At 46.4% G+C, this 14,167-nt stretch carries 10 protein-coding genes; all 10 read left to right on the forward strand.

Going from position 1 to position 14,167, the window contains the following annotated elements; all coding sequences use genetic code 11:
- The first annotated feature begins 42 nt into the window (after window positions 1–42).
- Complete coding sequence (locus AACM02_RS14090; protein ID WP_339117322.1) at window positions 43–1,782, forward strand: beta-L-arabinofuranosidase domain-containing protein; 1,740 nt, start codon at window positions 43–45, stop codon at window positions 1,780–1,782.
- An 88-nt stretch (window positions 1,783–1,870) separates the two neighbouring features.
- Window positions 1,871–2,878, forward strand: coding sequence for a GRP family sugar transporter (locus AACM02_RS14095; RefSeq protein WP_214061989.1), 1,008 nt, complete (start codon window positions 1,871–1,873; stop codon window positions 2,876–2,878).
- Window positions 2,879–3,151: 273 nt separating this feature from the next.
- Complete coding sequence (locus AACM02_RS14100; RefSeq protein WP_339117323.1) at window positions 3,152–5,029, forward strand: glycoside hydrolase family 127 protein; 1,878 nt, start codon at window positions 3,152–3,154, stop codon at window positions 5,027–5,029.
- A 10-nt stretch (window positions 5,030–5,039) separates the two neighbouring features.
- The gene (locus tag AACM02_RS14105) at window positions 5,040–7,079 is read left to right on the forward strand and encodes a beta-L-arabinofuranosidase domain-containing protein (protein ID WP_214061987.1); all 2,040 of its coding nucleotides are present in this window, start codon (window positions 5,040–5,042) and stop codon (window positions 7,077–7,079) included.
- Between the two features lie 56 nt (window positions 7,080–7,135).
- The gene (locus AACM02_RS14110) at window positions 7,136–8,167 is read left to right on the forward strand and encodes a galactitol-1-phosphate 5-dehydrogenase (protein WP_339117324.1); all 1,032 of its coding nucleotides are present in this window, start codon (window positions 7,136–7,138) and stop codon (window positions 8,165–8,167) included.
- A 12-nt stretch (window positions 8,168–8,179) separates the two neighbouring features.
- The gene (locus AACM02_RS14115) at window positions 8,180–9,310 is read left to right on the forward strand and encodes a Gfo/Idh/MocA family oxidoreductase (protein WP_339117325.1); all 1,131 of its coding nucleotides are present in this window, start codon (window positions 8,180–8,182) and stop codon (window positions 9,308–9,310) included.
- Between the two features lie 134 nt (window positions 9,311–9,444).
- A complete protein-coding gene (locus AACM02_RS14120) occupies window positions 9,445–10,356 on the forward strand; it encodes a sugar phosphate isomerase/epimerase family protein (RefSeq protein WP_339117326.1) in 912 nt (303 codons plus the stop codon).
- Window positions 10,357–10,410: 54 nt separating this feature from the next.
- Window positions 10,411–11,763, forward strand: a complete 1,353-nt coding sequence (locus AACM02_RS14125) for a Gfo/Idh/MocA family oxidoreductase (protein ID WP_339117327.1) — start codon at window positions 10,411–10,413, stop codon at window positions 11,761–11,763.
- Window positions 11,764–11,773: 10 nt separating this feature from the next.
- Window positions 11,774–13,126: a Gfo/Idh/MocA family protein gene (locus tag AACM02_RS14130; protein WP_339117328.1), complete on the forward strand. Its 1,353-nt coding sequence runs from the start codon at window positions 11,774–11,776 to the stop codon at window positions 13,124–13,126.
- Between the two features lie 277 nt (window positions 13,127–13,403).
- The gene (locus AACM02_RS14135) at window positions 13,404–14,117 is read left to right on the forward strand and encodes a DUF1080 domain-containing protein (protein WP_321716215.1); all 714 of its coding nucleotides are present in this window, start codon (window positions 13,404–13,406) and stop codon (window positions 14,115–14,117) included.
- Window positions 14,118–14,167: the final 50 nt, after the last annotated feature.

Here is a 14,167-nt window from a genome sequence, read left to right on the forward strand (position 1 = left end):
CAGTTTCCATTAGCCCCAAATTCCATAAAACTACATGGGAATTTGGAAAACGATATACAAAATTCCCTGGTCAATTGGAATAAGGGTGTACTCCCTTACGCCACTTTCGTTGATTTGTTTCGCGTGGGAAGGACCCAGTTCGCAGTGGGTGAGATGTGGGGTAAGGCAACCCGGTCGGCAAGCTTGTTCTATCGTTACACCCAAGATCCCGAACTGAAAACAATATTGGATGAAACCGTTAAGGATTTGCTCTCTACCGAACGCCCGAATGGAAGTATTAGTTGTTCGCCAATAGAAAAGCAACCTGAAAGCGCCACAGGAGATATATGGGAGCGGAAATACGTTATGCTTGGACTGATGGATTATTACGATTGGGTAAACCACGATCCAGCTGTTCTTCAAAGCCTTATTCGTCAGGCAGACTGTGTTATTGACCAAGTTGGTCCGGCTCCAAAATCACCAATTAATCAAATGGGATGGAGCTCCGAGAAAATTGAGTCGAGCACGATACTTGAGCCGATTATGAGACTCTACCAAATGACGGGCTACCAAAGGTATCTCGATTTTGCAACCTATATTATCGAAGCGGGAGGAGCGAAAAATCATGACTTGTTCGAAAATGCATACAACAACGTTGAGCCCTACAAGATGGCAGGAACCTATCCCAAAGCATACGAGATAACATCTCTGTTTGAGGGGTTGGCAAAGTATTACCGCGTAACGGGGAAACCTGAAGTGAAGCGCATGTTAGACAACTACTACAATAATGTGCGTACGAAAGAGATGACCATTATCGGCAATGGAGGAGCCGATCAGCCTTATTTTCCGAAAGTAAATGGAGAGGCATGGACTAACACCGCTCTTGAACAAACCCACCCGAACATCAAGCGAATGATGGAGACCTGCGTGGGTGTTACATGGATGAAGTACTGCAGCCAATTGATGCGGTTAACCGGGGAGTCTTCTCCGATGGACCAAATCGAAAGATATATATATAACGGGTTGCTGGGTGCCATGAAGCCTACCGGGGATGGATTTAGTTATGCTAACCTGCTCAACGGGAAAAAAGTAAATGCCAGTGGCTGGGGACGTAGCTTCAATGGTTTGCTTGTTACTTGCTGTAACCTGAGTGGTCCGGTAGGTTTGTCGTATATCCCGCTTATCGCTGTGACCAACTCCGAGCGCGGACCGGTTATCAACCTCTACAATGCGGCGGATGTAAATTCCACTACGCCGAAAGGACAAGCTTTGGGATTGAAGATTGAGACCGATTATCCTCATTCGGGAAAAGTGAAAATCCATGTGAACCCCGAAAAAGCCGAGAGGTTCGCGGTGCAGATAAGAATACCTGAATGGAGTAAGAAAAATAAGGTGAAAGTGAACGGTAAAAGCCTAAAGGTGGAATCGGGACAGTATGCGATTATTGATCGTGAATGGAAAAATAACGATCGCATCGAAATAGAGTTTGAAATGATTGCCAGAGTGATAGACGGACCTCAAGGAAGCGCTCCGGGAAGCGAAAACTTCCAGGCGGTTACTTGGGGGCCCATTGTATTGGCGCGCGATGAAAACATCGATCCCACATTCAATCAGCCAACAAAAATTAAAGAGAACAAGCGTGGCGTGGTGAAAGTGACTAAAACAACACCCACCCGTTCCGATGCCCGCATGGAGTTTATCGTACCTACCACGAAAGGCAACATACGTATGGTAGATTATGCCTCTGTGAACTGTTGGGAGGATTCGCACATATGCACATGGTTGCCCCTGATAAAAGAATAACAATGAAAGAAATTAATCAACATCCCTACAAAACGTGGAGAGGTGTATTTGACTTGATGAACAAATAACTAATTTAATTTCAAAGGATATGTTTATAGTAGGTAATTATTTATTAGCCGTAATTTTATGTGTCGTAACCATGATATGCTGGGGCTCTTGGGGAAACACACAAAAGTTAGCCGCTAAAACTTGGCGGTACGAGTTGTTTTATTGGGACTACGTAATCGGAATCGTGCTCCTTTCAATCATCTTTGGTTTTACCCTCGGAAGCATAGGTGAACAAGGACGAGGGTTTATTGATGATGTTACGCAAGTAAATCCGAAAAGTTTCTGGAGTGCATTTACAGGAGGAATTATCTTCAATGCTTCCAACATATTACTTTCCGCTTCTATCTCTTTGGCCGGAATGTCTGTTGCTTTCCCGGTGGGTGTAGGCCTGGCACTTGTTTTGGGCGTTTTTATCAACTACTTCGGTGCACCAAAAGGCGATCCCGTCATTTTATTCCTAGGTGTTCTCCTGGTTGTCACTGCGATCATAATGAACGGCATTGCCTCAAGTAGAATGAGCAAGGGAACCGAGGAACAAAAGACAAGGAAAAAAGGAATTATTATCGCAATCATTGCTGGATTCCTGATGTCCTTTTTTTATAGATTCGTGGCTTCTGCAATGGATTTGACAAATTTAGAAAACCCTACCGAAGGCATGCTGACTCCTTATGGCGCGTTTTTTATATTCTCGATAGGGATATTAGCAAGCAATTTCATTCTCAATACCCTGGTAATGAAAAAACCATTTGTGGGAAATCCTGTCAATTACTCCCAGTATTTTAAAGGCAATTTAAAAACGCATTTGGTAGGAGTATTGGGAGGCGTTATTTGGGGAGTTGGTACGGCTTTTAGTTACATCGCAGCAGGAAAAGCCGGTGCAGCCATATCCTATGGTTTAGGACAAGGTGCTACTCTTGTGGCAGCACTTTGGGGTGTGTTTATCTGGAAAGAGTTTAAAAACTCCTCGAAAGCAACCAACAAGCTGTTAATATGGATGTTTATCCTGTTCATCTTAGGCATTATTTCCATCATTTATGCCGGACAATAAGTCTGCAAAGGGATACTGTAAGAAACTGTTTTGATTTTTTCATGTCCTGTTTTATGCCTATTTTGGGATGGATTTGGATTTTCAGTTCGCACTTGATAGCGGGCTATTTTGAAGAAATATAAAATTCAAAACAGTTTCTAAATTTTCATTCTTTCTTAAAAAGGGTCGTTAACTGTATTGTTGACAACCCTTTTTGTCGTTTTTTCAGTTTTCAAACGAAAAATAATTATCTTTGATACTGGAAAATATCCTCAGCCATAATATCTATTAACAATGAGACTCAAAAAAATATTTCTGGCAACAATTGCTGTTATAATAAGCGTGACATGCACAGTATGCCGACAAAATTCACATTCAAGCAATAAGATATCGACAAGGAAAATAACTCCGGTCGATTTCTCACACGTAAAGATCAACGACAATTTCTGGTCGCCAAGATTGAAAAATCACGTTTTACATACACTTCCCGTATGTATCGATCAAATCGAGAATAAAACCGGACGGATACGGAACTTCGAAAATGCCGCCAGGCGGTCAGGCGAACATTCGGGCATTTTTTACGATGATTCCGACGTTTACAAGGCACTTGAGGGGATGGCTTACAGCCTTATAAACAACCCCAACCCCGAGCTGGAAAGGAAAGCCGATGAGTGGATCGACAAGTTTGCGGCCGCCCAGGAGCCGGACGGATACATCAATACATTTTATACGCTGACCGGAAGGGATAAACGCTGGACAAACATGGACAAGCACGAAATGTATTGCGCCGGGCACATGATGGAAGCGGCCGTGGCCTATTACAAAGCCACCGGCAAACGCAAACTGCTCGACGTCTCCATACGAATGGCCGATCACATGATGGACCGGTTCGGACCCGGTAAACGCCACTGGGTCCCGGGGCACGAGGAGATTGAGCTCGCGCTGGTAAAACTATACGAGGTTACCAACCGGGAGAAGTACCTCGATTTTGCGTATTGGCTGCTTGAAGAACGCGGACACGGGCACGGTTCCAAGGGGACGGAAGGGACATGGAACCCCATGTACTATCAGGATGAGATGCCGGTCAGGGAATTATCAACCATAAACGGGCATGCCGTCCGGGCCATGTACCTGTTCTGCGGCATGGCCGACGTGGCTGCCTTGAAGAACGAAGCCGGCTATGTCGACGCGTTGAACCGGTTGTGGGACGATGTGGTATTGACCAAAATGTACCTGACCGGAGGGATCGGGTCTTCACGCCACAACGAAGGATTCACGGAGCCTTACGACCTGCCCAACCATGAAGCGTATTGCGAGACCTGCGCTTCGGTGGGAATGGTCTACTGGAATTCGCGTATGCACCAGCTAACAGGCGACTCGAAATACATGGACGTGCTGGAAAGGTCCATGTACAACGGCGCGCTGGCGGGCGTGTCGCTGAAGGGAGACCTGTTCTTTTACGTAAATCCGCTGGCTTCTTACGGGGACCATCACCGCAAGGAATGGTACGGCACGGCTTGTTGCCCCAGCCAGATCTCCCGTTTTCTTCCTTCCATCGGAAACTATATTTACGGAACATCGGAACGGGCCGTCTGGGTAAATTTGTACATCGGAAACAAAGCAGACGTGAACACCGGAAAAGAGACGATGACCCTGGTCCAGGAGACCAGCTATCCGTGGGACGGCAACGTGACCCTTACCGTTGAGTCGCTCAAAAAATCCGTCAGGAAAGAATTCCGGCTGCGAATCCCCGGATGGTGCAAAAACTACACCGTTGCCGTAAACGGAGAGTCAATAACCGATCCGTTGATTGAAAAGGGATACCTGGTGATCGACCGGAAATGGAAATCGGGAGACAAGGTGACGCTTGCCCTGGACATGCCGGCAGAAACGGTACAGGCCGATCCGCGGGTAAAAGAAAACTCCGGGAAAAGGGCTGTTCAACGAGGGCCGATCGTATATTGCGCGGAAGAAACGGACAACCCTTCGTTCGATGAGTTGACACTTTCCCCGCCTGCCAGATTCAAGGAAACATTCAACCCCACGCTGCTGAACGGCGTCACTACCATCGACGCCGTTTCGGGAGATGACACCATCCGTTTTATCCCCTATTACGCGTGGGACAACCGGGAGGCCGGACAAATGAAAGTGTGGATGAATTATAACGAATAAGAATAATCGCATGAGACATTTAATTGCCATCCTTATTTCGGTCTTCCTGATCCCGGGCACTCATTCACAAGGAAGTAACTCCGGACAACCACCTAACTACCCCGGCAACCGTGCCCCGCTGACCGGTAAAACCTATATCGAACTGCCCGTCGGAGCTATCCGCCCTCAAGGGTGGCTCAAAGAACAATTGAACCGGATGCGGACAGGAATGACAGGACATCTGGACTCCATTTACCCGCAGGTCGCCGGACAGAGAAACGGATGGCTGGGCGGTGACGGAGACGTGTGGGAACGAGGGCCGTACTGGATTGACGGACTCTTGCCGCTCGCCTATATCATGAACGATGCGGAATTAAAAAAGAAAGTGCAGCCCTGGATTGAGTGGACGTTGGCATCGCAAAAGCCAAACGGATACTTTGGCCCGGATACCGACCGGGAACCCGAAGAAGGCCTGCAACGAAACAACGCTCACGACTGGTGGCCTAAAATGGTGATGCTGAAAGTAATGCAGCAATACTATTCCGCAACCGGGGATAAACGGATAATTCCCTTTATGACAAATTATTTCAAATATCAGTTGAAGGAGTTACCGAACACGCCGTTGGGTAACTGGACATTCTGGGGAGAACAGCGCGGAGGAGATAACCTGATGATGGCCTATTGGTTGTACAACATTACGGGAGATCCTTTTTTGCTCGAGTTGGGTGAGCTGATTCACGAACAGACATTCAACTGGACGGATGTATTCCTCCGTCAGGATCATCTATCGCGACAGCACAGCTTACATTGTGTAAATCTCGGACAGGGATTTAAAGAACCGGCTATCTATTTCCAGCAGAATCAAAATCCTGAACTGCTCGAAGCGGTAAAAAAAGCTGTCCGGGATATGCGCAACACCATCGGATTGCCCATCGGATTATGGGCGGGCGACGAATTGCTCCGTTTTGGAAATCCCGTTCAAGGTTCTGAGCTTTGCACCGCAGTGGAGATGATGTATTCGCTGGAGAGTATCCTACAGGTTACCGGGGATGTGCAATGGGCGGACCACCTCGAAAAAATTGCCTATAATGCCTTACCCACTCAAACCACCGACGATTTTGGCGCTCGACAGTATTACCAGCAGGTCAACCAGGTTAAAGTCAGCCGGGACATGCGGAACTTCGTGACTCCCCACCACGATACCGACAACCTTTTCGGTGAACTCACCGGATACCCCTGCTGTACCTCCAACATGCATCAGGGGTGGCCCAAGTTTACGCAGAATCTCTGGTATGCAACCAACGACAACGGCATTGCCGCACTGGTTTACGCCCCATCGGAGGTCTCGGCAAGGGTGGGAAATGGACAACTCATCACCGTTAAAGAGTCCACACAGTATCCTTTTGAGGAAACCATCGCCTTTACCTTCGATTTTCCGGACAGAGAAGAAGAAGAAATAGAATTTCCGTTCCACCTGCGTATTCCCCGATGGTGTAAAAACCCCGTAATAACGATAAACGGTGAAGGGGTTACGGCAGAAACAAGGCAAGGTGAAATCGCAAGGATCGATCGTGCCTGGAAAAGCAATGACAAGGTCGTTCTACGCCTGCCCATGGAAGTGTCGATAAGCCGATGGTACGATGGCGGAGCGGCCGTTGAACGCGGTCCACTTCTGTATGCGCTGAAGATGAATGAAAACTGGCAAAAGAAAACAACTGAGCCCCACGAAACCAAACGTTACGGAAAATGGTATTACCAGGTTACCAGCGACTCTCCCTGGAACTATGCCTTACCTATCCGTAACTTAAGCAAGGAAAATGTTGGGAAAGCTTTTGTTGTTGAAACAAAAAACAGGGCTTCTGATTATCCCTGGACCCTGCAAGATGCACCCGTTACGATAAGGACAACTGGATTACGACTGCCCGGATGGAAAGAATACAACGGGTCGGCCGGCCCGGTCCCTTATTTCACTCAACAGGGAGAGGATGTTGGCGGGGAAGAAAACATTGAGCTTATCCCCTACGGATGCAGCACTCTACGAATTGCTGTTTTCCCCGTGAGGAACAAATAAGAAATAATTATTTTGAGTATCTAACAGACTACTTACAATCCCTATCGTATTATTTTATGAAAGCATTGGTTTTAGACAAATACATGGAGTTGAATTATCGTGATTTCCCTGATCCTCATATGGAAGCCGACGAAGTATTGATAAGGGTTCAAGCCTGCGGAATCTGCGGAAGCGACATCCACGGTATGGACGGGAGCACCGGAAGAAGAATCCCCCCGTTGGTCATGGGGCACGAAGCCGCAGGCATAATTACGGAAGTTGGCACTGCGGTCACAGGATGGAAAGCGGGTGACAGGGTTACTTTCGACTCCACGATATATCCGCTCGATGACTGGTTCACACGTCAGGGGCATTACAACCTCAGCAACAATAGAAAAGTCCTGGGTGTTTCCCCGGGGAATTATACAAAACACGGTGCTTTTGCCGAACTCGTTTCTGTTCCGGCACATATACTTTACAAGATTCCCGACAACGTCTCCTTTGAGCAGGCCGCGATGGTAGAGCCCGTTGCTGTAGCCCTGCATGCAGTAAATGTATCCGGTATTCAACTGGGACAAAATGCCGTGGTTATCGGCACGGGAACCATTGGCCTGTTTGTTGTAAAACTGCTGCAGACGGCAGGTGTATATCCCATCATTGCTATCGACATGGATGAAAAAAAATTAGAACTATCCAAGGCCTTCGGCGCGACTCATACTTTCCTCTCTTCCGATAAAACCGTTTCAGAGAAAATACAACAACTAACCAAAGGCCGGAACGCAGATGTGGCTTTTGAAGCAGTAGGAGTTTCGGAAACTGTAAACCTGTGTATAAACAGTTTACGCAAAGGAGGCAAAGCAATTCTGATAGGGAACCTGATGCCCGAGGTGACTGTTCCCCTGCAAAAAATTGTAACCACAGAACTTTCACTTCTGGGAAGTTGCGCTATCAATGGCGAATACGAAACGGTGTTAGAACTGATGGCTTCCGGCAAAATCGACGTTGGCGGCATGATATCGGCCGTGGCACCTCTTTCTGAGGGTGCTGAATGGTTTAACCGGCTTTACAGAAAGGAAGCCGGAATAAATAAAGTGATCCTGATTCCCTAATTCAATGTCGAAATGAGAAATTCTGTTTACAATATCGCAATTCTGGGATGTGGGAAAGTGGCCCACCTGCATGCTTCGGCAATACAGAATCTGCCTAATGCCCGCCTGGCCGGGGTCTGGAGCCGCACCCAACAAACGGCAAACGGCTTTGCCTGTCAATACAAAGTTCCCGCCTACACCGATGTGGCGGAGCTCATTAAAAAAGAAAAAATTAACCTGGCTGTCGTCTGTACTCCTCACCCGTTTCATTTGGAGCCGGCACAACAAGCTGCCCTGCAAGGAGCCAATATCCTGGTGGAAAAACCACTGGCATCGACTCTGGAAGATGCTGACAAAATTATTTCAACCTGTAAAAAGGCGGGAGTCAAGCTTGGAGTAGTCAGTCAACGCAGGTGGTATGAACCCGTATTGAGGGTGAAAAAAGCCATTGAGGCCGGCAAGATAGGTAAACCGGTATTGGGTACCGTTAACATGCTGGGCTGGAGAGACAAAAGCTATTACGATGCCGATAAATGGCGGGGAAACTGGAAAACGGAAGGAGGAGGAGTCCTGGTAAATCAAGCGCCACACCAATTGGATATCCTGCTTTGGTTTATGGGAGAGGTGGAAGAAGTTTACGGCATCTGGAGAAACCTGAATCATCCTTATATCGAGGTGGAGGATACCGCATTGGCTGTAATAAAATTCAGGAACGGAGGAATAGGAAATGTTATCGTGAGCAACTCGCAAAAACCCGGAATTTACGGAAAAGTACATGTGCACGGTGAAAACGGCGCATCCGCGGGTGTCCAGACCGATGGTGGCGCCATGTTTATTGCAGGGATGAAAGGGATTCTGGAACCCCCGGTAAACGACCTCTGGACTATTCCCGGAGAAGAAGAGCTGGTGGAGAAATGGAAAATGGAAGATGTCCGGCATTTTAGCAGCATCGATCCGATGACCCATTACATGGAGCGTCAAATAGAAGATTTTTTATTTGCCCTGGACGAAAACCGGGATCCCCTGGTTACCGGAGAGGACGGACGCAGGACAGTGGAACTGTTCACGGCTATTTATCGCTCCACCCGCGATAATTTATCCATAAAGCTTCCCCTTTATCCCGAAAACAAAAACGACATGGATGGAAGATCAGGGTTGTTATAATCAAAAATATGCAATTATTTATTTCGATTGTAACTCATCTGCAAAATAATACTTACCTTTATTGCTCTTTTTAGTAAAGTACCCGTTTGTAGTATCTATTCTAACCGGAATAACTTTATAAAACATAAATTCTAATGAACAGGAAAGATTTCATTAAATCTGCTGTAGCCATAGCCGGAGCAGCAGCCGTAACGCCATTTGCATCTGCATCCGTTTCGCAAAGTAAGCCGAAGAAAAAAATCGCCTTAAAAAAGAGTTTGGGGCTTGGAATGATCAAAGAAGAACTATCGTTAACCGATAAATTCAAACTGGTCAAAGAGTTGGGCTTTGACGGTGTAGAACTAAACAGCCCTGTCGACTTCAATATGTCAGAAATACTTGACGCAAAATCGAAATCAGGGATTGAACTTCCCACGGTTGTAAACAAGGACCACTGGAGCTCACCTCTTTCTGATCCCGACCCTGCGGTGAGGAAAAAGTGTATCGACTCTGTTATAAAATCTTTGCAGGAGGTGAAAGAGATGGGTGGAGACACGGTTTTAGTCGTGCCGGGTGTAGTAAACGAGAAGGTATCTTACGAGCAGGCATACATTACCTCCCAACAGTCAATTCGGGAATTGATCCCTTACGCAGAAAAAACAGGGATGCAAATTGCAGTGGAGAACGTCTGGAACAATTTCCTTATAAGCCCTGTTGAAGCAAAAAGATTTATCGATGAAATAAATCACCCCCTGGTGGGTTGGTATTTTGATATCGGGAACGTTTTGCGGTACGGCTGGCCCGAACATTGGATCAAGACACTTAACTCCCGCATCATGAAACTTCACATCAAAGAATTCAGTCGGGAACTTATGAACTCAAAAGGGTTGTGGGAAGGTTTCAATGTTGATTTACTGAAAGGCGACAACAATTGGCCGGTGGTAATGAAAGCCGTCAGAGAGATAAATCATCAGGGAGGCTGGTTAACAGCAGAGGTTAACGGAGGAGACAGGAATCACCTGAAGCAGATCTCCGCTCAAATGGATGAAATTATATCGTACTTGTAAAAGTCAATATAAGCAAAAGTTTGACCAAACTATCTAACAAATAATTGATATAATATGAGAAACAAAGATTCATTATCGAGAAGAAGTTTTTTAAAAAGTTCGGTTGTGGCCGGAACAGTAGGGATGATGGGAGGAATTCCAATGTTGAGTTCCTGCTCGACCGATAAATCCAAAAAAGGTGAGCTGACGCTGCCCAAGCTACTGGAGCAGGCTCCCGACGGAAAGGTAATTAAAGCCGGATTAATTGGATGTGGAGGTCGCGGGACCGGTGCCGCCATGGACTTCTTGAACGCAGGTCCAAACCTTCAGATTGTCGCGCTGGGGGATGTTTTCCAGGACAAGCTGGACAGTTGCAGGGAGATCTTGAAAAAAGAACGGAACGTTGAAATCCCTGATGAGAACTGTTTTCTCGGGTTTGACAGTTACGAAAAGGTAATCGATTCCGGTGTGGATATGGTTTTGCTTTGTACCCCACCCCATTTTCGTCCGGCCCATGTTGAGGCCGCTGTGAATGCTCAAAAGCATATTTTCATGGAAAAACCGATAGCCGTTGATCCGTTTGGGGTCAGAAAGGTATTGGCAGCCGTCAAAAGAGCAAAAACCTTGAACCTGAACATTGTCAGCGGAACCATCCGTCGTTCTCAAAAGGATTACATGGAAACCAGAAGAAGGGTTCTCAATGGCGAGATCGGCGATATTGTGGGAGCAAACATCATCCGGAACGGAGGGGCATTATGGTTCCGCACCAGAAAGCCGGAATGGACAGACATGGAATATATGCTGCGAAACTGGGTAAACTTCTGCTGGCTTTCGGGCGACCACATAACCGAACAATTTATCCACGAAGTGGACGTTATGAACTGGTATTTGGGTAAAAATCCCGTTAAGGCAACCGGTTGGGGCGGGCGCCAAAGAAGGGTAACCGGCGACCAGTATGATTTCTTCAGCATCGAGTACTTGTACGACAACGGTATGCGTACGCATTGTGCTGCCAGACAGATTGATGGCTGTACCAACGAAAAAGTAGAACAAATCAACTGCACCAACGGCTACGCAGATGCTTCCGGGAAATTGTATGACCTGAACGGAAACATTATCTGGGAATATCCGCATCCTGAAGAAACCGACACTCAATCGGAGTGGAAAGTGACGAATCCGTTCGTCCAGGAACACATCAACCTGGTTACGGCCATTCGAAGCGGAAATACAATTAACGACGGTGAAGATCAGGCTTATTCATCCTTGGTCACCATCATGGGTCGTATGGCGGCTTATACCGGAAAAGACATCACGTGGGATGAAGTACTGAACGCCGATCTTTACCTGGGGCCCAAAACCTACGTAATGGGGCCTGTTGAAAACATTCCTGAAATTATCCCGGTGGCAGGTGTGCCCGGAAAAGAATAAAAAAAAACGTATGAAACATTTCAATATATTGTTTTTAGCCCTGATTTTCACGGTGAGCGGTTTTGCTCAGCCATCCGGGCAGACACAGAACACGGAACCTCCGCGTGAAAAAGGACAAAAGAGTGTACTGCAGTTAGCTGTGGATCCCATTCCTACCGTCAGGGTGGGGTTTATCGGATTAGGTAATCGGGGTACCGGTGCAGTAGGGAGATACACATTTATCGAAGGTGTGGAGATAAAAGCCCTGTGCGATTTAGATGCAGATAAGGTGAAAAGATCGCAAAATACGTTGGCAAAAAGAGGACTTAAGCCTGCTGACGAATATACAGGGGAAAACGCATGGAAAGAATTATGCCGGCGGAAGGACATCGACCTGATCTATATTTGTACCGACTGGCTCCACCATACACCCATGGCTGTATATGCCATGCAGCAAGGAAAACACGTTGCCATCGAGGTTCCTGCAGCAACTTCTATCGAAGAGTGCTGGCAATTAGTCGATACAGCAGAAAAAACAAGAAAACACTGCATGATGTTAGAGAATTGCTGTTATGACTTCTTTGAATTAAACACGTTGAATATGGCTCAGCAAGGACTTTTCGGGAATATTGTCCACGGAGAAGGCGCCTATATTCACGACTTAAGAGAGAGCAACTTCCGTTCCGGTGCTTACTGGGACATGTGGAGATTGAAGTTCAACACGGCACATACAGGCAACCCCTACCCCACACACGGACTCGGTCCGATATGCCAGGTGATGAACATCCACAGGGGAGACAAGATGAATTATTTGGTTTCCGTCTCTTCCAATCAGTTTGGAATGACGGAATACGCCAAGGAGAAGTTCGGTGAAAATTCGGCTCAGGCAAAGCAGGAGTATAAGCTCGGTGATATGAATACAACCGTTATAAAAACCGAAAAAGGGCGGACAATAATGATACAGCACGACGTTACAAGTCCCCGGCCCTACAGCAGGCTACACACCATTAGCGGCACCAAAGGTTTTTTTCAGAAATACCCAACCGGGTTGATCGCACTGGAACCGAACGCTCATAGCTTTCTCACGGAAACACAAATTGACTCGCTAATGACTCAATACGAACACCCGTTCATAAAAGAAATTGGTGAATTTGCCAAAAAGGTGGGCGGCCACGGCGGCATGGACTTCATCATGGATTACCGGCTGATCTACTGCTTAAGGAACGGACTGCCTCTCGATCAGGATGTTTATGATGCTGCAGAATGGTCCTGTCTGGTTGAGTTAAGTGAACAATCTGTATTAAACGGAGGAATGCCTGTAAAAATCCCTGATTTCACCCGTGGCGACTGGAATAAGTTAAGCGGATTGAAATTTGCCCATTGACCAATCGTTATAGAATATTCGGAATAGCCACGTTTTACAATGATAGATCGTAGGATGAATTTTTAATAAGTTCTCCTAGTGTGTTTATGTAAACCGGCAATTCCGAATATTCAGTTTAAGTTTCGCGTGTGTTAATTACGAACATATTTCAATTCCTGCCGGATAAAACTTAGGCACCTTGGGGCTATTCAGTTGGCTTCCTGAAATGGGCAGATAAAATAGCCTGACCAGACAAATTGGTTGAGTAAAATTATCAGCATAATTTAAATTTTCGAACATGAAAAAACAGGTCATATTAATCAGCATTATCCTCTCTGTATTCTTATTAAAAACCAGCCGTACTTCTTCACAGGAATTAGTGGCAACATTTGGCAAATCTATACACATGAAGGATGTCCTTTCAGGAAAGCTTAAAAACGCCAAGCCGGTAAAATGGTATCAGGTTAATACCGAAGCAGATTCCTGGAGGGTTAGTGGGGAAACTCTGAAATGCACCGGATTGCCCATTGGAGTAATCCGAAGCGAAAAAGAGTACGAAAACTTTATTATGCACATTGAATGGAGCCATCGTGCGCCGGGTGGAAATTCAGGCACATTTGTCTGGAGTAAAGCTCAACCGGGTGAGAACCGACTACCGGACGGTGTTGAAGTACAAATGTTGGATCTGGAATGGATCAGACTCAATACCCGCGATGGAGTAGAGCCGCCTATCGCTTATGTACACGGTGAATTATTCGGCGTTGGAGGAGTCGAAATCATCCCTGAAAATCCACGGGGCAAAAGGAGTAAGTCGATAGAAAACAGGGTAAAAGGGACAAAGGAATGGAATATTTACGAGGTAGTGTGTGTTGACGGGAACATTAAGTTGTCTGTTAATGGAAAGTTTGTAAACGGGATCACCAATTCATCACAAAAAAAGGGATACATATGCCTGGAGGCAGAAGGTTCCGAAATTCATTTCAGGAATATCCAAATCATAGAATTGGACTGAACCAAAAAAATCAATTTCTGGACAGGGCTCAACTGTGACTAGTCAACCAG

Source organism: Petrimonas sp., from assembly GCF_963921705.1.
GTDB lineage: Bacteria > Bacteroidota > Bacteroidia > Bacteroidales > Dysgonomonadaceae > Petrimonas > Petrimonas sulfuriphila.

What these genes read in the sequence shown, in the direction of transcription:
- AACM02_RS14120 (WP_339117326.1), top strand. Translation starts at nt 9,445, where the DNA reads ATGAACAGGAAAGATTTCATTAAATCTGCTGTAGCCATAGCCGGAGCA.
- AACM02_RS14105 (WP_214061987.1), top strand. Translation starts at nt 5,040, where the DNA reads ATGAGACATTTAATTGCCATCCTTATTTCGGTCTTCCTGATCCCGGGC.
- AACM02_RS14095 (WP_214061989.1), top strand. Translation starts at nt 1,871, where the DNA reads ATGTTTATAGTAGGTAATTATTTATTAGCCGTAATTTTATGTGTCGTA.
- AACM02_RS14100 (WP_339117323.1), top strand. Translation starts at nt 3,152, where the DNA reads ATGAGACTCAAAAAAATATTTCTGGCAACAATTGCTGTTATAATAAGC.
- AACM02_RS14130 (WP_339117328.1), top strand. Translation starts at nt 11,774, where the DNA reads ATGAAACATTTCAATATATTGTTTTTAGCCCTGATTTTCACGGTGAGC.
- AACM02_RS14135 (WP_321716215.1), top strand. Translation starts at nt 13,404, where the DNA reads ATGAAAAAACAGGTCATATTAATCAGCATTATCCTCTCTGTATTCTTA.
- AACM02_RS14110 (WP_339117324.1), top strand. Translation starts at nt 7,136, where the DNA reads ATGAAAGCATTGGTTTTAGACAAATACATGGAGTTGAATTATCGTGAT.
- AACM02_RS14125 (WP_339117327.1), top strand. Translation starts at nt 10,411, where the DNA reads ATGAGAAACAAAGATTCATTATCGAGAAGAAGTTTTTTAAAAAGTTCG.
- AACM02_RS14115 (WP_339117325.1), top strand. Translation starts at nt 8,180, where the DNA reads ATGAGAAATTCTGTTTACAATATCGCAATTCTGGGATGTGGGAAAGTG.